The organism is Coprococcus sp. AF16-5 (assembly GCF_003479365.1).
Classification (GTDB): Bacteria; Bacillota; Clostridia; order Lachnospirales; family Lachnospiraceae; genus Coprococcus; species Coprococcus aceti.
The window spans coordinates 136,669-154,476 of the sequence record NZ_QUGZ01000003.1 but is presented as its reverse complement, the minus strand read 5'-3'; the positions used below and the strand labels follow the sequence as shown (position 1 = coordinate 154,476).

The 17,808-nt window shown below is 43.5% G+C and carries 14 protein-coding genes and 1 pseudogene; 13 read left to right on the top strand and 2 right to left on the bottom strand.

Annotation, left to right across the window (positions count from 1 at the left end):
* The first annotated feature begins 1 nt into the window (after window position 1).
* From DWW70_RS09345 to DWW70_RS15480, 8 genes and pseudogenes are all read left to right on the top strand, one after another.
* Window positions 2-1,990 (top strand): glycoside hydrolase family 31 protein, encoded by a 1,989-nt coding sequence (locus tag DWW70_RS09345; protein ID WP_118649826.1) that lies wholly within the window; start codon window positions 2-4, stop codon window positions 1,988-1,990.
* Between the two features lie 149 nt (window positions 1,991-2,139).
* On the top strand, window positions 2,140-2,943 hold the full coding sequence (locus DWW70_RS09340; RefSeq protein WP_118649721.1) for an HAD family hydrolase: 804 nt from the start codon (window positions 2,140-2,142) through the stop codon (window positions 2,941-2,943).
* Between the two features lie 224 nt (window positions 2,944-3,167).
* Window positions 3,168-3,875 carry an ABC transporter ATP-binding protein gene (locus DWW70_RS09335; RefSeq protein WP_118649720.1) on the top strand — a complete coding sequence of 236 codons (708 nt, stop codon included), beginning with the start codon at window positions 3,168-3,170 and terminating at the stop codon, window positions 3,873-3,875.
* The gene (locus DWW70_RS09330; protein WP_243017704.1) at window positions 3,868-6,351 is read left to right on the top strand and encodes an ABC transporter permease; all 2,484 of its coding nucleotides are present in this window, start codon (window positions 3,868-3,870) and stop codon (window positions 6,349-6,351) included. The genes DWW70_RS09335 and DWW70_RS09330 overlap by 8 nt, the downstream gene beginning before the upstream one ends.
* A 64-nt stretch (window positions 6,352-6,415) precedes the next feature.
* Window positions 6,416-7,102, top strand: coding sequence for a response regulator transcription factor (locus DWW70_RS09325; protein ID WP_118649719.1), 687 nt, complete (start codon window positions 6,416-6,418; stop codon window positions 7,100-7,102).
* A gap of 24 nt (window positions 7,103-7,126) precedes the next feature.
* The gene (locus tag DWW70_RS09320) at window positions 7,127-8,164 is read left to right on the top strand and encodes a sensor histidine kinase (RefSeq protein WP_118649718.1); all 1,038 of its coding nucleotides are present in this window, start codon (window positions 7,127-7,129) and stop codon (window positions 8,162-8,164) included.
* Between the two features lie 37 nt (window positions 8,165-8,201).
* Window positions 8,202-9,476: a flagellin lysine-N-methylase gene (gene fliB / locus DWW70_RS09315; protein WP_118649717.1), complete on the top strand. Its 1,275-nt coding sequence runs from the start codon at window positions 8,202-8,204 to the stop codon at window positions 9,474-9,476.
* Between the two features lie 84 nt (window positions 9,477-9,560).
* A pseudogene (locus DWW70_RS15480) lies at window positions 9,561-9,638 on the top strand (hypothetical protein); the annotation flags it as partial.
* A 48-nt stretch (window positions 9,639-9,686) separates the two neighbouring features.
* On the opposite strand, the gene DWW70_RS09305 reads toward DWW70_RS15480, so the two are convergent.
* Window positions 9,687-10,952 (bottom strand): sensor histidine kinase, encoded by a 1,266-nt coding sequence (locus tag DWW70_RS09305; protein ID WP_118017259.1) that lies wholly within the window; start codon window positions 10,950-10,952, stop codon window positions 9,687-9,689.
* Window positions 10,949-11,641 (bottom strand): response regulator transcription factor, encoded by a 693-nt coding sequence (locus DWW70_RS09300; protein WP_158547604.1) that lies wholly within the window; start codon window positions 11,639-11,641, stop codon window positions 10,949-10,951. Before DWW70_RS09300 ends, DWW70_RS09305 begins: the two co-directional genes overlap by 4 nt.
* Window positions 11,642-11,840: 199 nt before the next feature.
* On the opposite strand from DWW70_RS09300, the gene DWW70_RS09295 reads away from it, so the two are divergent.
* Genes DWW70_RS09295 through DWW70_RS09275 form a run of 5 tightly spaced genes read left to right on the top strand, consistent with a single transcriptional unit; the run spans window position 11,841 to window position 17,760 of the window.
* Complete coding sequence (locus tag DWW70_RS09295; RefSeq protein WP_118649716.1) at window positions 11,841-14,123, top strand: ABC transporter substrate-binding protein; 2,283 nt, start codon at window positions 11,841-11,843, stop codon at window positions 14,121-14,123.
* Window positions 14,116-14,967, top strand: coding sequence for a carbohydrate ABC transporter permease (locus DWW70_RS09290; RefSeq protein WP_118017263.1), 852 nt, complete (start codon window positions 14,116-14,118; stop codon window positions 14,965-14,967). The genes DWW70_RS09295 and DWW70_RS09290 overlap by 8 nt, the downstream gene beginning before the upstream one ends.
* On the top strand, window positions 14,964-15,821 hold the full coding sequence (locus tag DWW70_RS09285) for a carbohydrate ABC transporter permease (protein ID WP_118017265.1): 858 nt from the start codon (window positions 14,964-14,966) through the stop codon (window positions 15,819-15,821). The genes DWW70_RS09290 and DWW70_RS09285 overlap by 4 nt, the downstream gene beginning before the upstream one ends.
* A gap of 36 nt (window positions 15,822-15,857) precedes the next feature.
* Entirely contained in the window at window positions 15,858-16,889 is a 1,032-nt protein-coding gene (locus tag DWW70_RS09280; protein ID WP_117550757.1) for an efflux RND transporter periplasmic adaptor subunit, read from the top strand.
* Window positions 16,879-17,760, top strand: coding sequence for an ABC transporter permease (locus DWW70_RS09275; RefSeq protein WP_147323114.1), 882 nt, complete (start codon window positions 16,879-16,881; stop codon window positions 17,758-17,760). Before DWW70_RS09280 ends, DWW70_RS09275 begins: the two co-directional genes overlap by 11 nt.
* The last annotated feature ends 48 nt before the right edge of the window (window positions 17,761-17,808 follow it).

The window sequence follows — 17,808 nt, the reverse complement described above, 5'->3', positions numbered from 1 at the left end:
CATGATAAAGAAGTATACATACGGAAAGCCATTTCAGACAGAATCAGTAGTGGTAGATATCGCAGCAGAAAAAGGACAGCCAGATCACGGCAATATAGACTTAACAGCCGGATTCTCGTACACATTTGGTCTTGAGGACAGTGATATAGTGTATGGTCTTGGCGAGGCGAACCGTGGTATCAACAAGAGAGGCTACAAGTATATAAGCAACAATACGGACATTCCTCATCATCACGAGGATGTATATTCACTGTATGCGGCGCACAACTTTATCATAGTTTCGGGCGCGCAGACATTTGGCCTGTATTTTGACTATCCATCCACGATCACATTTGACGTGGGATATACGAAGTGCGATGAGCTGCACATTTTCTGTGACAGCGCAGATCTGGATATCTATGTGATAACAGGTGACAGCCCATATGATATCACAAAGCAGTTCAGAAAGATGATAGGCAGAAGCTATATACCACCAAAGTTTGCATTTGGATTTGGACAGAGCCGCTGGGGATACAAGACACCGGAGGACTTTGAGACGGTGGCGAGAAAATACAGAGAGAACCACATTCCGATCGATATGGTCTACATGGATATAGATTACATGGACAGCTATAAGGATTTCACCATAAATGACGACTTTGGCGATTTTTCGGAGTATGTGGAGAATCTGAAAAAGGATAATATACGCCTGATCCCGATCATCGATGCCGGAGTAAAGATTGAGGAAGGTTACGATGTGTATGAGGAGGGCGTGGCAAATAACTACTTCTGTAAGAGAGCAGATGGAAGTGATTTCGTTGCGGCGGTATGGCCGGGATATACGCATTTCCCTGATGTGCTGAACCCTGAGGCGAGACGCTGGTTCGGTGCAAAATATAAGATCCTGACAGATGCAGGTATAGAGGGCTTTTGGAATGACATGAATGAGCCGGCGATATTCTTCACACCGGAGGGCGTGAGCGAGCTGAAGGAAGCGATGAAGAAATTCATTGATAAGGACGAGACCGTGGATGATGTATGGGGAATCTCGGGAATGGCAGCAGGCGTTGCCAACAACCCGAAGGATTACGAATCCATGTACCATAATGTGGATGGTGAGATGGTGCGTCACGACAAGGTTCACAACCTCTTTGGATATAACATGACAAGGGCAGCAGGCGAGGCGCTTCGGGAGATCTCACCGGATGAGAGACGACTTTTGTTTTCACGCTCTTCATATATCGGAATGCATCGTTATGGCGGAGTCTGGATGGGTGACAACAAATCGTGGTGGTCACACATCCTGCTCAACATCAAGATGCTTCCGTCCATGAATATGTGCGGTTTCCTGTATACGGGTGCGGATCTCGGTGGATTTGGCTGCAACACGACCAGAGACCTTCTGCTCAGATGGCTTGCACTCGGTGTGTTCACTCCGCTCATGCGTGACCATTCTTGTGAGGGTACAAGAAATCAGGAGTGCTATCAGTTTGAGCATATAGAAGATTTCAGGAATGTGATCGGTGTCCGTTACCGATTGCTTCCATATATATACAGTGAGTACATGAAGGCGGCCTTGACGGACGACATGATGTTCAAGCCACTGGCATTTGAATATCCGAATGATAGGATCGCGGCTCATGTTGAGGATCAGCTCATGCTTGGAAATGAGATCATGATCGCACCGGTTTACACGCAGAATGCCATCGGAAGATATGTGTATCTGCCGGAGGATATGATGCTTGTAAGATTTACGGCAGACGGCAGCGCCACGCAGACGGAGATGCCTGCGGGACATCACTTTGTTGAGGTACCTTTGAATGAAGTTATCCTTTTTGTAAGAAGTGGCAAATGTATACCTGTCGTGGATGTGGCGGAGTGCGTTGCTGATATTGACAAGACTACAATGCAGCTGATCGGTTATAAGAACAGCAGTTATATGCTGTACGATGATGACGGTTATACAAGAGAGTATGACCTGGAGAAGAATAGTGCGCTCTTATTTAAATAGGATGCATGGCAAGGTATAAGCTGACAGATGCATGGTTAATATATAATATTACCTGATAGACATCAGAAAATATAACACCAGAGAGTATAACATCAGAGAGTATAACATCAGAGAATATAACATTAGAGAATATACAAGGAAGAGAAGACATGAAGAACGTAAAATTAATAGCATCCGACATGGATCATACACTGCTTATGGAGAATGGGAAACTCCCGGATGGTTTCTTTGATTACATTGACAGGCTGGATGAGAAGGGGATTCGTTTTGTTGTAGCCAGCGGAAGACCGATGTACACCCTGAGGGACATGTTCGGAGACAAGATGGATAAGATGGTGGTCATCGGTGATAACGGTGCGGCTATCTCTAACTGCGGCAAGATCATATACAAGAGCCTGATGGATGTGGAAGAGTACCAGAGTATGATACGCTTTGTGGAAGACGAGACGGATGGTGTTGCTGTACTGTGTGCTCTATCCGGAGCATATGTCCTGAGAAAATATGAGAAGTATGCGAAGTTTTTCAAAGCATTTCTCAGTAATCTTGTGTTTGTTGATGATATGAGAAGCCTTGACGTCGAGGCCAATAAGTTTACGATATTTACTCCGGATAAGGATGCTGCGGTGAAGTACAAAGAGATCTATACGCCACGTTTTGGAGATAACTTCTCAGTCACTGTGGGCGGAAGAGAATGGATCGACATCATGAATAAAGGTATCAATAAGGGAATGGCCATGAGAAAGATCGGAGAACTTCTTGGTATCGATACCAGCGAGATGATGGCATTCGGAGACAACTTCAACGATGCGGAGATGCTGAAGACGGTATACTACAGCTATATCGTGGCAAATGCGCAGCCTGGCATGGAGAAGTTTGCAAGATTTTGCGCCCCATCCAATGAGGAGCGGGGAGTGCTGCAGGTTATGGAACAGGTGCTGGCAGCCAACTTGTAGGCGAAGTATAGAAACAGACATAAATAATGGATAGGAATCAAAGACTCAGTCTCTTATTAACAGGGGCTGGGTCTTTTAATATATTGATAATGTAAGCAGTGACCACTAAATCTTAATATTAAACGTAATAAGATTGTAAGATGTGGATGTTAGAATAAAACCATCAAGTAGATCAGACAAAGAAATGGCAGAAAATGAAAAAGAAATGAAAAGGAAGAGGTATCATGAATATATTATCAACCCACAATCTTACAAAGACATACGGAACAGGAGACAATGTCGTGCATGCGCTTACAGATGTGTCACTTGATATTGAAGAGGGAAAATTTGTATCTATCATAGGCAGTTCGGGAAGTGGAAAGTCAACACTTCTAAATCTCTTAGGGGGTCTCGACAGGCCAACATCAGGAGATGTTATACTGGACGGCAAAGCTATTTTTGAAATGGACGATGAGGCACTTACGATATTCAGAAGACGAAAGATAGGATTTGTTTTCCAGAATTACAATCTGGTGCCAATATTAAATGTGTATGAGAATATAGTGCTTCCGATCGAGCTGGATGGAACGAAGATAGACACTGCGTATGTAGATAAAATTATGGATGTGCTCGGCTTGTCGGAAAAGAAACTTTCCATGCCGAACCAGCTGTCAGGAGGCCAGCAGCAGAGGGTTGCGATAGCCAGAGCGCTGGCAGCAAAACCTTCTATCATATTGGCTGATGAGCCGACAGGCAATCTGGACAGCAAGACCAGTATGGATGTCATTGCATTGTTAAAGCTGACTGGTAAAGAATTTGCACAGACGATAGTGATGATCACTCATAATGAAGAGATAGCAACCATGGCAGACCAGATGATCCGGATCGAAGATGGCAGGATATTCTCAGCAGGAGTACCAGATGGGGCAAATGGGGGTGAGAAGGATGCTTAGAAACAATAACCAGGCGGCAGTGAGCAGGATATATCATCGAATGTTGAAGCAGAATAAAGTGCGAAATGTAATTGTTATTCTGGCGATCGTTCTCACAACATTCATGTTCACGGCTGTATTTACATTGGGATTTTCCATAGCTAAAAATCTTAACCAGATGCAGCTCAGACTTCAGGGAACAAGATCTTCTATATATATGGAGCATCCATCTGAAGGTCAGATAAATGATATAAAGTCCTGTCCGTCACTTCTTGCGGCGGGAATACAGATTGATGCACAGACGGTAAGCACGGAATCAGGCGAGTACAGTTATCTGCTTCAGTATGATGATGATACGGAATTTAATGAGAATCTGAAACCTGCCATAACCGATATAAATGGCAGTTATCCGAAGGATGAGAATGAGATAATGCTCACAAAGCAGATACTTGGCAATATGGGTATCACGTCGCCAAAGGTAGGTCAGAACGTTACTTTGGTCATGGATGGTGAGAGGAAAAATTTTGTGCTCTCAGGCTGGTACACAGGATTTGCCAAGAGCAGCGTATGCCTGGTGTCAAAGAAATATGTGGATTCCCAGGGAATAGATATGCAGAAAGATGGACGTGTCAGTATCTCCGCAAAGGAGGGCAAGGGTGATAAACTCCAAGATGAACTTGAGAAGAATGTTACTTTGAGGCAGGACCAGAAGTTTGACGTGAAATATGATGTTCAGTCTGAAAATGGTTCAAACCGTGTTTTTATAGCTATAAGTATAGGCATTATAGCTCTTATGATACTCCTTAGTGGATATCTTCTTATATATAATGTAATGTATATATCTGTTACAAAGGATATAAGATTCTATGGAATGCTCAAGACCATCGGGGCTACGATGTCCCAGATACAGAAGATAGTGAAAAAACAGGCCCTATATCTGGCTTGTGTAGGAATTCCGATAGGGGTACTCCTTGGAACTGCGGTGTCGTTTGGCGTTGTTCCTCTTGCTATGAACATGCTGTCGATAGACAGGGAAGCTGCACTTTCATCGGCGGTCAGTTTCAATCCGGGAATATATGTATTCTCCGTGGTATTTGCATTTGCGACTGTATTTATAAGTGCGAGGAAACCGGCAAAATATGCCGGGAAGATATCTGCAATCGATGCAATGAAATATACTGGAAATATATCAGGAACAAGATATAAGTCCACCAGTGGAGGAAGGCCCTGGAAGATGGCATGGAGGAATGTGTTTCGTGAAAAAAAGAGAAGTATACTTGTGTTCGCATCGATATTCATGGGTTCAGTTACATTTCTGTGTGTGAATACATTTATATCATGCATGGATGTGGACAGTTATATAGAGCATTATCTTCACAATGATTATGTGCTATATGGCGGCGGAGAATCAGATAACTATAAGCCTCAGGCGACCATGGCAGACATCGCGGAACAGATGCGAAACATTCCGGGTATGGGTACTGTAGAGGTGAACAGAAGCGCAAAGGTAAAACTGCCATTTGATGCTGAACTTTATGCACCGTTTATTGAGAGCGAGGATGACCCGGAATCTCTTGCGACATTTTATGAGACAACGACCAACAGTGAGGCACAGTATGGGGCACCGCTGATATCGGTCAATTCAGATATGATAAAGCTCTACAACAAAACTGCCAGACAGAAGATAGATATAGATGCATTCGAAAAAGGAGCGGTATGTCTGATAGGTTATGTAGATTCCATATCAGCGTCGGAGCGGATGGCGGATAAGACTCTGACACTTGTAAATGACCAGACGGGCGGGAAGAGACAGATCACAGTCGGTGCAGCCATGATGAGAACAGAGCAGTCAGCAATCACCGCCGGATATTACTGGACACTTGGTGGAGCTCCAGAGGCGATATTTGTGAGTGATGCGGTGATGGATGATCTGTTTCCGGATGCGGAGATCTCATGCATCATTGCGGATGCGGAGAAAGGAAAAGAATCAGAAGTGACACCATATGTACAGCGCATCGTAAAGGAAAATCCAGTCATAGCCGGGAGTGATATCAAGTCGGTGGAGGGCTCAGAATTCAAGAAGTCTATGCTGTCGCTTGAGGTGATAGGTGGTGGAATGTCGATCATATTGATACTTATCGGAGTGGTGAATTATATCAATGTCATGATCACTGGTGTATATACGAGAAAACTGGAACTGGCAGTGCTTGAGAGCGTTGGAATGACAAAGAGGCAGATACGTAATATGCTTATGTACGAGGGCATGTTTTATGGTATTATAACAACAGTACTTATTGTGACACTTGGAAGCCTTATGATGTATGGAGCTGGCCGGCTAAGTGTGAATATAGCCGATTATGCAGTGTTTCATTATCCGTATGCACTTGTTGCCGGAGTAGCTGCTATGCTGTTTGCTATATGCATTGTGGTTCCGGCGATGGTGTTCAGACTTGTGACAAAAGATACGGTGACAAGCCGGCTGAGAGAAGCATCATAGATATTTGGCAGACCGGGAGTCGTGAAAATGACATGGAATCAGCATGTAATTGATAGGAGAAAGTATGAAACGTATTTTGGTCGTGGAGGATGATGTGATCATATGTGGAGGTGTGAAGCTATTCCTTGAAAAGAGGGGATACGAAGTTGAAACTGCGTACTCATGCAAGGAGGCGGATGGCTGTTTGGAACATGGCCTCGATCTGATATTGCTTGACAGAAACCTTCCAGATGGAAGAGGTCTTGACTATTGCAGAGAACTGAGAAAAAGTACAAAAGTCCCGATCATCTTCCTCACGGCAAGAGATACGGAGGCTGATATGATAGAGGGGTTCCGGGCCGGCTGCGATGACTATATAGCGAAGCCGTTTTCCGTGGAACTTCTGTATCAGCGGATAGAGGCAGTCCTTCGAAGAAGTGAAAATGCACTGGACGGGGTAAAGTGCGAACGTTTTCATTATGGAGATATGAGTGTTGACTTTGAACGGATGCAGGTGTACATATCGGATGAACCTGTAAAGCTGTCCGTTACGGAATACAGGATACTGGAACTGCTGATAAAAAATAAGGGGCGCGTTCTCACAAGGGATATGATCATACAGAAGATTTGGGATGACAATGAAAATTATGTGGATGAGAACACGCTGAATGTGCATATCAGAAGACTGCGTCAGAAGATAGAAAAGGATGCCGGCAATCCGGAGTACGTGATCACGGTGTTTGAAATTGGATATACATTTGGCGAGACATAGGCAGGGGCAGATAACAGAGATAATATGGATAAATATATTGAAAACTATGGTAAATATACGAAGAGAGTGAGGATGCTGTATGTATGCTCACTTCTTTTGTTTGTGTTTTTAGCAGTATTTGAGTATGTATGTTCAGGAAAAATACTTGCGGCCATAGGTGCACTGGCGTGTGGTGTAGTTATGTTTGTTGTCATAAAGTTGCTGCAGAAGGCGGATGATGACTTTATTTCGGAGGTCGTGGCAGCTATGTCGGATCTTCTGGACAATCTCTCTGAGCTGAAACGGCAGCAGGTATTTCCGGAAAATGATGACTCGCTGGTATCAAGGCTGCAGAGCAAGGTTGACAAGATAATCGATGCGCTGAAGCTTCAGAATTCCAGAGAGAGGCTGGAGCATGAGAAGATTAAGGGGCTGGTATCGGATCTTTCCCATCAACTGAAGACGCCAATATCGAACCTGAGGATGTACACGGATTTTCTGAAAAATCCGGATATAAGTGATGATGAGCGTACTCAGTACTTGCAAGTCCTTGAACTGGCGGTGGAGCGCTTGTCATTTCTCTTGGAGAGTATGATAAAGGTATCCAGACTGGAAAGCGGACTTATCAATCTCGATGTGAAAAGCCAGAGTATAAATGACACTGTGCTGCAGGCAGTGAAAGATGTATATGTGAGTGCGAAAAACGCCGATATAACTATCAGATATGATGAACAGGTGAAATGTGATATACAGCATGACAGAAGATGGACTGCGGAAGCGTGTTTCAATCTTTTGGATAATGCGATAAAATACGGAAAAACCGGAAGTGAGATAGTCCTGTCGGTCAGAAAACTAGGGCTCACGGTTGAAATCAGTGTGACAGATGAGAATGAACCAATAGGAGAGGATGAGCGTACACATATATTTGAGAGGTTTTACCGTGGCAGAAATTCCGGTGACAAGGATGGCGTTGGAATAGGTCTTTATCTGTCAAGGGAGATCATAGAAAAACAGGGCGGAATGTTAAGTGTTATTCCACAAAAGGATGGTAACAAGTTCGTGATCGTGCTGCAGAGCCGATGAATGGAATAATGGCATGATTATATATAAAGGAGTACATATGATTTACACATACCCGGATTATTATAAGAAATTCAGCTGCATAGCGGACAAATGCCCGGACACATGCTGCGGCAAATGGCAGATAGTGATAGATGACGATTCTCTTGAAAGGTATCAGGAGTATGATGGAGATTACAGACCGGAACTTCACCGGAAAGTAAACTGGAAAGAGGGCGTTTTCAGACACGGCAGAAGTGGAAAGTGTGCATTTCTGCGGGATGACATGCTGTGTGATATGTATATACATATGGGCAAGGACAGCCTCTGCACTACATGCAGGGAGTATCCGAGACATACGGAGGAATTTGAAAATGTCCGTGAGATCTCGCTGTCTCTGTCGTGCCCGGAGGTGGCACGGATGCTGATGAACATCACGGGCAAGGTGACATTTGTGACCGAGGAGGATGACGAGGATGAGGTGTTCGACGATTTTGATTATTTCCTGTACTCGAATCTTGAGGATATAAGGGAGGAGATTCTGAAGATCATTCAGGACAGAAATACAGATATCCGTGATCGTGTCAGGAGAGTTCTACAGATTGGCGCGTCGGCACAGAGACACTATGATGAGGGCGACCTTGTCATGTGGGATGACTGCGGAGAGCAGGATAAGCCGGAGATTTGCAGGAAATTAGAATCTTGCCCGGAGCATTCTAATACGGAGATCAATAATGAAGTCTTTTCAGATGATGAATATGTCCTGTTACAGAGACAGTTTGGCTTTCTTCGGGGTGAGCTGGAGCTTTTGTACGACGACTGGGAGGATGTGCTCATAGAGTCACAGAGTCTTCTGTTCAGCGATGGCGCGGAAACATTTGCGGAGAACAGGAGAAGGTTTGAGGCATGGTGGCGCAGGCATTCTGCGTGTCAGGATATGGCAGATGAGCGGGCTGCGGACAGCAATGCTTCAGAAGAGAATGTAAATGCTGATGATCAAGGCATGCGCGATCTGAACTCTGATTTCTGCGATGCATCTGTCGGTGAAATACTGCCTTCTATGGAGATTGTGCTAGAGCAGATCGTAGTATACTTCATCTCGATATATCTTCTGGGAGCCGTGTACGACGACAACATCATCGGCAAAGTGGAGGCCTGCGTAGGACATGCTGTTGAGCTTTATATGCTGCTCATGGCCAGATGGCTGAAAAATGGAGAGCAGATTTCCATGGATGACCTCATAGAACTGGCATACAGATATTCAAGGGAGATAGAGCATTCTGACGAAAACCTGGAGAAGGTGGAAGTGCTGGATTGGTTTGGAAAGATAGATTAGTCTATTGGTTTGTGAGGAGATGATGAAAATTCTGGACAACACGATAGAAATGTATAAGTCTGAAATGGAAAAAGCTTTGGCGATGACTTCAACGACAGGGAGATGCTTGATACAGTGTATTACAGCTATATAGTTGCAAATACGCAGGCTGGCAGAAAGTAAAAACGATTTGCAAAATTAAGCCTTACACCGCTTGTAGAAATAAGTAACTTACAGCTTAAATGTTATAGTAAATATACTTCCGTGCGGAATATTGTCACTGACTGTTATGTCAGCACCGTGGAGCTCTGCTATGCTCCTGGCGATGCTGAGACCGAGTCCAAAGTGATTTTTATGGTCGTTGCGTCTGGAATAGAAGGTTTCGAAAATGTGCGGCTTATCTTCATCGCTTATTCCAGAACCTGTATCTGATACTGTATAGTATAGATTTGAAACATCCGCGGATACAGATATTGCTATCTGTCCATCGGCGGTGCATGATATGGCATTGTCCACCAGAATAGATAGGCATTGAAGCATTCTATCCCTGTCCATGTAGACAGGTGAAAGGGGATTGTCAGGTATGGATACTGCCAGGTCAAGACTTTTTTGCATGGCAATTGATTCAAAGCGATCGTATAATTCTATTATTATATCTTCCGGGTGAATGTCATCGAAGTTATCCCTGCCTGACTTCTTTATATCAGCAAATGTCAGGAGATTGTTCACCATATCGGTCATTCTGTCACATTCCCTCTGGGCTGTCAAAATATAATCATTGTCAGTCTTGTCAGGATTACTGCCAGACAGTCCGTTGAGACATGATTTTATGACGGTTACAGGAGTCTTCAGTTCATGGGATGCTACAGCTATGAACATATCCTGTTTCTTATAAGCCACATTTACAGGGATAAGTATCCTGCCTGTAAAAATGCATGAGAATATGGACAGAAGTATTATTGCTATGGTAGTAATGATCAGAAATAAAATCATCATTTTTGCTTTGTATGCAGACAGCGTAGCGTTGTTGAATATGGTGTGTATGGTATAGAAATTTCCACCTATATTTATGATGCTGTAGCTGTTCCAGTAGTCGGTATGATCATATCTGACAATATAAAATCTCCTGTTGTTTTCGCCCTGATTTATCGCATTGTAATAATCTTTCCAGTACATCGGCTGATTGTAAGGAGATGCAGCTTCAAAAATTGACGCGCTCTCTGCAAAGCTGTTCGTGGAGACGATTGTGTTGTTGTTTCGCAGCACGTCTATATTAAGATTTTTCTCACTATATTCATTGAGGATAGGCATGTCTATGATGCTCACCTGTTCAAGATATGAGAATAAAAGGTTTACATCCCTTGTGTACGATATGTACGTGCTGTTTGTGTACTCCTTTATCACAGTGTGGAGCAGAAGAATGGACATGGCAGTCAGAATAATTGCTATGACGGAGGAGAGAAATATGGAAAGTTTTCTTTTGAGCTGTTCTATCATATAGATGTGTCCTCCTTTCTGCAGACTAGCATGTAGCCACTGCCGTATACGACCTTTATCACAAGACTGCTATGGATGGTTTTTAATCTGTTTCTCAGAAAATAAATGTAATTCAGTATATTCCCATTTCCCACATTTGAGGTCAGTCCCCATATGGCTTCGATGATCTCGTCTTGACTTACCAGCTTACCAGCAGATCTCAGCAATAATTCAAATAGCTGGGATTCTCTGTTGGTGAGCCGCACCGACTGGGTACCACATTGAAGTGTCCGGCTGTCGAGCATATAAGTGACATCACCATATGAATAGTCAAATGTACCAATCTGTTGGGTTCTTCGGTAAAGTGCGTTTATACGAGCCAACAGCTCATCAAATTCAAAAGGCTTGACAATATAATCGTCGGCACCGTGGGAAAATGCTGCAGTTTTGTTCTCGAGTGTCCCAAGGGCTGTGAGCATAATCACGGGTATCGATATCCTGTCAAAGTATAACTGATTGAGAATGTCCAGACCGGACATGTCAGGGAGCATCCAGTCAAGCACCAGGATGTCGATATCCACCCCGGAATATATGAGCTCTGTGCTCTGCTTTCCAGTTGTACACAGCGTCACAGATATTCCGTGATCTTCCATTTGTCTTTTCAGTATTTTCCCAAGATTGAGGTCGTCCTCCACAAGCAGCAGGTTCATACATATCCCCTTTTCGTTATTGTAATCTGGAATGTAGTTCATTTCATTCTTACTTTATAGTAATTCATTTGGGGAGCGTTTGAAAGCGGTATACGCAATTTAGATGGTTTTTAGATAATCTGAGAGTCTGTAGATGCTACAATTTGTACATGAAAATATGTGAATAGAGGAAGTGCTAACTGGGGAAAAGGAGGTAATCATGGGGCGTATAAATATATTTTTACTGCTTGCCGCTGTCATGATAATATGCTGTGGCTGCGCTGGAACATCAGGAGATGAAGAGGTGGTGAAGGAACTGTCTGAATATCAGATGACACAATTGAATGTGGCGGAGGTGTATGGAATAGGAAAGACACAGGACGGTTATGTGTGTATAGGAGAAAATTCTGACGGCGAGGCTGTAAAGCTGACATTCACGTCACCTAATGGTGAGGTACAGGAGGAAAAGCTTGACTCAGCTTTCGTGATGTCAGTGGACGAGAAGATATCAGCGGCATATGTTGATGGGGATGGAAGTATATATATAGCTTTGAGCAGTGTCTTGGGAGATGGAGACATGGAGAGCAGGATAGCCGTCATAACAGGGAATGGAGAGGTCAGACAGCTATCTGATGAATTTGAGGGAAATGTGACAGCTATCAGAGTGCTTGCTGACGGATCCGGCTATATCTCGGGCTGCCCGGGCGGTGATATAAGGTGTTTTTCAATGGATGGTGAAGAGAGATTTGTCATCAAAAATATGAATTACACAGATATATGTGTGGCGAGCGACAGGATTATGGTTTTGACAGAGAAGAGCCTTCTGTCATATGACATATCCGATGGAAGTGAGACTGAAAACATCACAGCATTTGATAAGAGTATGGCGGACGACCTGGACGAGACCTTCAACGAAAAGGGGATGGATGCGGTGAGCTGCAGAAATATCATGAAATATGACGAAGATTCGGACTCACTGTATCTTATGCTGAGCACAGGTTTATATGAGTATAAGCTGAAGGATAGGCTGGGAATTAGACTTGCTACGTTCAGGGATTCAGATATTGAGTACGACTATGTGGTTGAAGGCGGTGATACATTTGTTGCGATAGCTGGTGGCAAGAGTGGAAGAAAGTATGTGGTGGTGTATTCATATGATTCAGGTTATGCTTCAGCAGAAGACAAAGAAGAGATGGGTGATAATGAAGTTACACTATATTCGTTATATTATGCAGAGAGCTATGAAACTCTCATCTCATGGTACGAGGAATACCATTCTGACATGACGGTGAAGTATACATGGGGAATAGATGATGATAATGGAATATCTGAGAGCGATGCAATAAGAGCGCTCAATACACAGCTTCTCGCTGGTGAGGGACCTGATGTTATCATAATGGACGGATTGAATGTGGGAAGCTATGAGGATACCGGAGTGCTCTTGGAATTGTCACAGGTGTATGACGATATACTGGAGGAAAATTCAGACTGTCTGGAAAATGTTCTCAACACATACAGGAAAGAGGATGGTTCGATATACGCAATTCCATCCATGGAGACGTTTACTGCAATTATCGGGCCGGAAAAAGAGGTAAAGAACATGATGGATGTACAGTCGCTTGCAGCATATATAAGCAGTCAAGACAGACCAAAATATGGAAATGACCTGTCATTCTATAATTGGGAGTGTTATTTTGATATATTGTATTCAGGATACGCATCGGAGATTGTGGATAGCAATGGAAATTATGACGAAGAGATGCTCAGAAAATTTCTAGAGGACTTAAAGCTTTTGTATGACACGGAGATGGAAAGGACGACTCAGGATCAGATTGATGAGTGGAGTGCAACGTGGGGCACCTACAGTGATCAGATAAAAAAAGCTATAAACAGTGAGTATATGAGCCCGCTGTTCAACAGCGCCTGGTCTGGAAGAAAAACAGCATTTGTGAACATGAAGACGATGGGAGAATCCTGGCGTTTTTACAGTATAAAAGAGGACTATGAGGTCGGAACAGGTGAGAGCGGCGAAAATACGGATTACGCATATGAAATATGGGGAAATGGTGGAGGAAAGGTGTTTGTGCCAAACACGGTTGTTGCGATAAATTCCAGATCAAAGAGTTTAGATCAGGCTATAAGTTTTATGAAGGATCTGTTCAGTACGGATGTACAGAAAATATATTACGGCGTTGAATGTGGAAATCCGGTCAATATGGAGGGCGTGCGGGAATGGAACAGAGAGGCACAGTCCATGGGAACTCCGGGAGGAAAGATCACCCTGGGGGGAAATGATTACATGGATTGGTCGTATTGGCGTAAGGATGAGTATCTTGAGGACTATATAGATAAATTGAGAGAGCTTGATACTCCGTCGAATACTGATGCGAGGGTGCGCAGTGTGATAAGGGATAACGTTGGAGACTATCTTGAAAATGGGGATAGTCTGGACAGCACAGTTAATTCCATAGATAAACTTTTAGGGGTGTATTTGAGTGAATAAATTAGTTAGCAGAAGGACAAAAGGAACAGTCGGATTTGTGATTCCGGGTTTTTTGGGGGTTATGATCTTTGTTGTTATTCCGCTGATGGATGTATTTATATCGTCATTTCAGAGTGTGGGGCATGGTGGCTTTTCAGGACTGCAAAATTACAAAGCGGTATGGGAAAATACGGCATTCAGACTAGCAGCAGGCAACTCCCTGCAGTTTGAGCTGGTGAGTGTTCCACTTCTCATGGTAATCTCGTTGATAGCTGCGGTAGAGGTATATGGAATGAAAAGCAGCGCAGTCAGGTTTGCATTTCTCGTGCCGCTTGTTATACCATCAAATTCACTTGCGGTGGTCTGGAGGCTATTGTTTGCTGATCTTCTTTCGGGAAAGGCGGTCTTCTGGCTGTTTGTGGGCACATTTATATTTAAGAACACAGGGTACAATATGCTTATATGGATGTCTGGGTTGTCGGCGATACCGGAGACTGTGTACGATGCTGCCAGAGTTGATGGAGCGGGAAGATATACCCAGCTATTCAGGATCACGCTTCCAAATATGAAAAGGTCATTTTTCATAGTTGCCATGTTGTCTGTGGTGAATTCCCTTAAGATATTTAGGGAGCAATATTTGATGGCAGGCAGCTATCCGGACATGAGCATATATCAGATACAGCATGTGTTTAACAACTGGTTTGAGAAGCTGGAAATCAGCAGGCTTACGGCGGGGGCAGTTATGACAGCCGTGGTATTTTTCGGAATCATACTTATAATTCGTTTGGTATGTCTCACTGATTGGCATGAGATATCAGTTAAATATAAAAGAAAGATTTTACTGAGAGGACGTGGAATCAAATGAGGTATGTAGCAGAGGGGATACATTTGTTATTGAAGATACTGGTCATAATGGGAGCGGCGCTGGCGGTAATCCCTTTATTGATTCTGTTAAGTGGAACATTTATGGGTGAGATGGAGCTGGATCAGTTGTTGTTTCAGGGGGCAGATAGTGGTGCGAGACATGTTGTGTGGCATATGATCCCGCTATATCCGACATTTAAAAATATTGTAGAACTGTTATTTGACACTCCGGAATACTATGTACTTTTCTGGAATTCCGTGAAGATAGTCGGGGTGGTGATAGCCGGACAGCTTGTGTTCGCTGTGCCAGCAGCGTGGGGGTTGTCGCGGAGCGGCAGCAGATGGGCAAATCTGATATTTGGTCTGTATATGTTCTGCATGATACTTCCATTTCAGGTGACAATGCTGTCGCAGTACATTGTGTTAAATAGGCTAAACATGATAAATACGCATTGGGCGATTATTCTGCCGTTGATGTTCTCAACCTTTCCGATATTTATTATGTATAGCGCATTTGAGCAGATCCCGGATTCAGTGGTAGAGGCGGCACGGCTGGATGGTGCGGGCAGTTTCACTATATTTTTACACATGGCCATACCCATAGCAAAGAGAGGAATCATAGCTGCAGTGATATTGGGATTTCTCGAATACTGGAATGTTGTGGAGCAGCCGGTCGTGTTTCTCAAGGACAAGTACCTGTGGCCATTGTCTGTTTATCTGCCAAATGTGACGGAGGGAAGTGCGGGAAGAGCGTTTGCATTTGCACTGTTCAGTTGTATTCCGTCACTGATCGTGTTCTATGTCGGTAGGGGAATTCTGGCTGATGGAATATCAATAGGTTCTGCCGAAGATTGATAAAGGCAGATTGTAGGAGAAAACAGGAGAAGTATTATGAGACGATTTGCAGGAAAGCGATGGACAGACTGCGGTATAAAGGCCGTTATGATCTTTATGGCGGTGGTTATTGTCGGCACATTTGTGTCGAGGTTTGCGAGCAGTGCTCTTACCCCGAGGGTTGAAACGGAGTATGCAGTGTCGGGGACGGTGTCTATGAAGGTTTTACAGGATGTGGTTATAGATGGGGATAAGAAGACGCCGGTGTATATCTATCCCGGACTCCCGACGCAGGAGATATTTGTCAGTGCAGGGGAAAAGATTAACCGGGGAGATCCGCTTATGAGGGTGGATGTGAACATGGCCAGATCTGTGTATCTTGAGAAGAAGCTTGAGCAGAAAAGCCTGAAGGAGCAATACTGGTATACATGGGGAGAAGAGATGGATGTTATGGATGACAAAATTGCAGTGGTAGATGAACAGCTCCAATCTCTGGAAAAACTTATGGATGATGATGGAATTGTTTATTCGGAGCTTGACGGAATCATATCGGAGTCCAGAGTCGATGTAGGAAATAAAACTGAGGAGAGTGCGGCTTTTGTGGTCACGGAGAAAGCAGATAAATACACTATTAAAATATCTGTGACAGAGGAACAGAAAAGGTATATAGAAAAAGGGGACAAGGTTATGGTTCAGCAGGACGGCAGCGGTGTGAATACGGAAATATCTGCGATATACAGTGATGCTGATAGTGGACAGGGATATATAGTGGAGGCAGTTATTCCAGGAGATATATTTGAAGTGGGTGACAGCGTGCTGGCAGAGATTTCACATCAGTCTGAGAGTTACAGCTCTGTGGTTCCTGTGGCCGCAATACGTGCTGATGTGTCTGGGTCATATGTGCTTGTCGAGAGACCGAAGGAAAACCTTCTTGGGACGGAATATGTTGCTGCGAAGGTATATGTGACAGTCGGGTATACAAATAATTATGACGTAGGTTTGAAGAAGAGCCCTTTGACCAGTGATGATAAGATTATTGTAAGCTCAGATAAGAGAGTGGAAGCCGGTGATACTGTACGTGAAAAATAGAAGGTTTTATAAGAGCGCTGTGATCGGCATAGTTTTCGGTATTGTATTGGTGTGGTTGTTTATATGGAATGTCATGAATGTAATAAATATAAGTATTAGGTATGATGGCGACAGAAACTATGCATTTGTCACCACAGGGCAGACTGTGTACACCAGAATGAAGGACGAGGACTATGTAAAGGGAACATATAGAATTTTCCCAGAGGAGACAGTTGCCGGGGACAGTGTATATAAAAAAGTCCAATCTGATATAGTTGTTGTTGATTTTACTGTAGAGGATATTTTAGGGGTAACCGGGGCTCTGCAAAGAGATGATACAGATGGATGCATAATAAGCGGGGAGCTTTCATATACGCTGTTTGGAAGCAGTCGCACCGTTGGCTCTATTATAAAAGTGTTTGAAAAAACTTATGTTGTCCGTTCTATCGTTGACTCTGAGGAAAGTTATATAATCGTTCAGGCAGGGCAGGAACGTGGAGGTGACTGGGAGTTTGTTGACAGTAAAACTATAAATGGCATAGTGCTCGACGTATCGGATGAGAATTATAGGAGTGAATATGCAGATGATGTAGCCTGTCATCATGGTTATGGCAACAGCTTTTACTATGTTATAGATTATCTAGATATTTTACCGGACATAAATCTGCCGTCAAAGTGGTCAGATTTTGATTTCTGGAGGGATACCTGCGATGAGCTTAAGTCCATAAATGAGAGAAAGTTGTATTCTGACAAGGATGTTCTGGAGAAATCCTATTACAGGTGCAGCCAGAAGCTGAAGAGGTATAGATTGCGAAGTGGTATTTTTGTTTTCATATTATTTGTGTGGATGATTATGATATGCAGATTCATTAGGGAAAATATAAAAAAGTAAAACAAAAAAATGGTTTACAATGGCAATTTTGTGCATATAATTAGTGAT

Bases quoted from the DNA above. Each gene is read 5' to 3' on its own strand.
- DWW70_RS09320 (WP_118649718.1), top strand. From the start codon at position 7,127: ATGGATAAATATATTGAAAACTATGGTAAATATACGAAGAGAGTGAGG.
- DWW70_RS09340 (WP_118649721.1), top strand. From the start codon at position 2,140: ATGAAGAACGTAAAATTAATAGCATCCGACATGGATCATACACTGCTT.
- DWW70_RS09280 (WP_117550757.1), top strand. From the start codon at position 15,858: ATGAGACGATTTGCAGGAAAGCGATGGACAGACTGCGGTATAAAGGCC.
- DWW70_RS09330 (WP_243017704.1), top strand. From the start codon at position 3,868: ATGCTTAGAAACAATAACCAGGCGGCAGTGAGCAGGATATATCATCGA.
- DWW70_RS09300 (WP_158547604.1), bottom strand. From the start codon at position 11,641: ATGAACCTGCTGCTTGTGGAGGACGACCTCAATCTTGGGAAAATACTG.
- fliB (WP_118649717.1), top strand. From the start codon at position 8,202: ATGATTTACACATACCCGGATTATTATAAGAAATTCAGCTGCATAGCG.
- DWW70_RS09305 (WP_118017259.1), bottom strand. From the start codon at position 10,952: ATGATAGAACAGCTCAAAAGAAAACTTTCCATATTTCTCTCCTCCGTC.
- DWW70_RS09335 (WP_118649720.1), top strand. From the start codon at position 3,168: ATGAATATATTATCAACCCACAATCTTACAAAGACATACGGAACAGGA.
- DWW70_RS09325 (WP_118649719.1), top strand. From the start codon at position 6,416: ATGAAACGTATTTTGGTCGTGGAGGATGATGTGATCATATGTGGAGGT.
- DWW70_RS09295 (WP_118649716.1), top strand. From the start codon at position 11,841: ATGGGGCGTATAAATATATTTTTACTGCTTGCCGCTGTCATGATAATA.
- DWW70_RS09345 (WP_118649826.1), top strand. From the start codon at position 2: ATGATAAAGAAGTATACATACGGAAAGCCATTTCAGACAGAATCAGTA.
- DWW70_RS09285 (WP_118017265.1), top strand. From the start codon at position 14,964: ATGAGGTATGTAGCAGAGGGGATACATTTGTTATTGAAGATACTGGTC.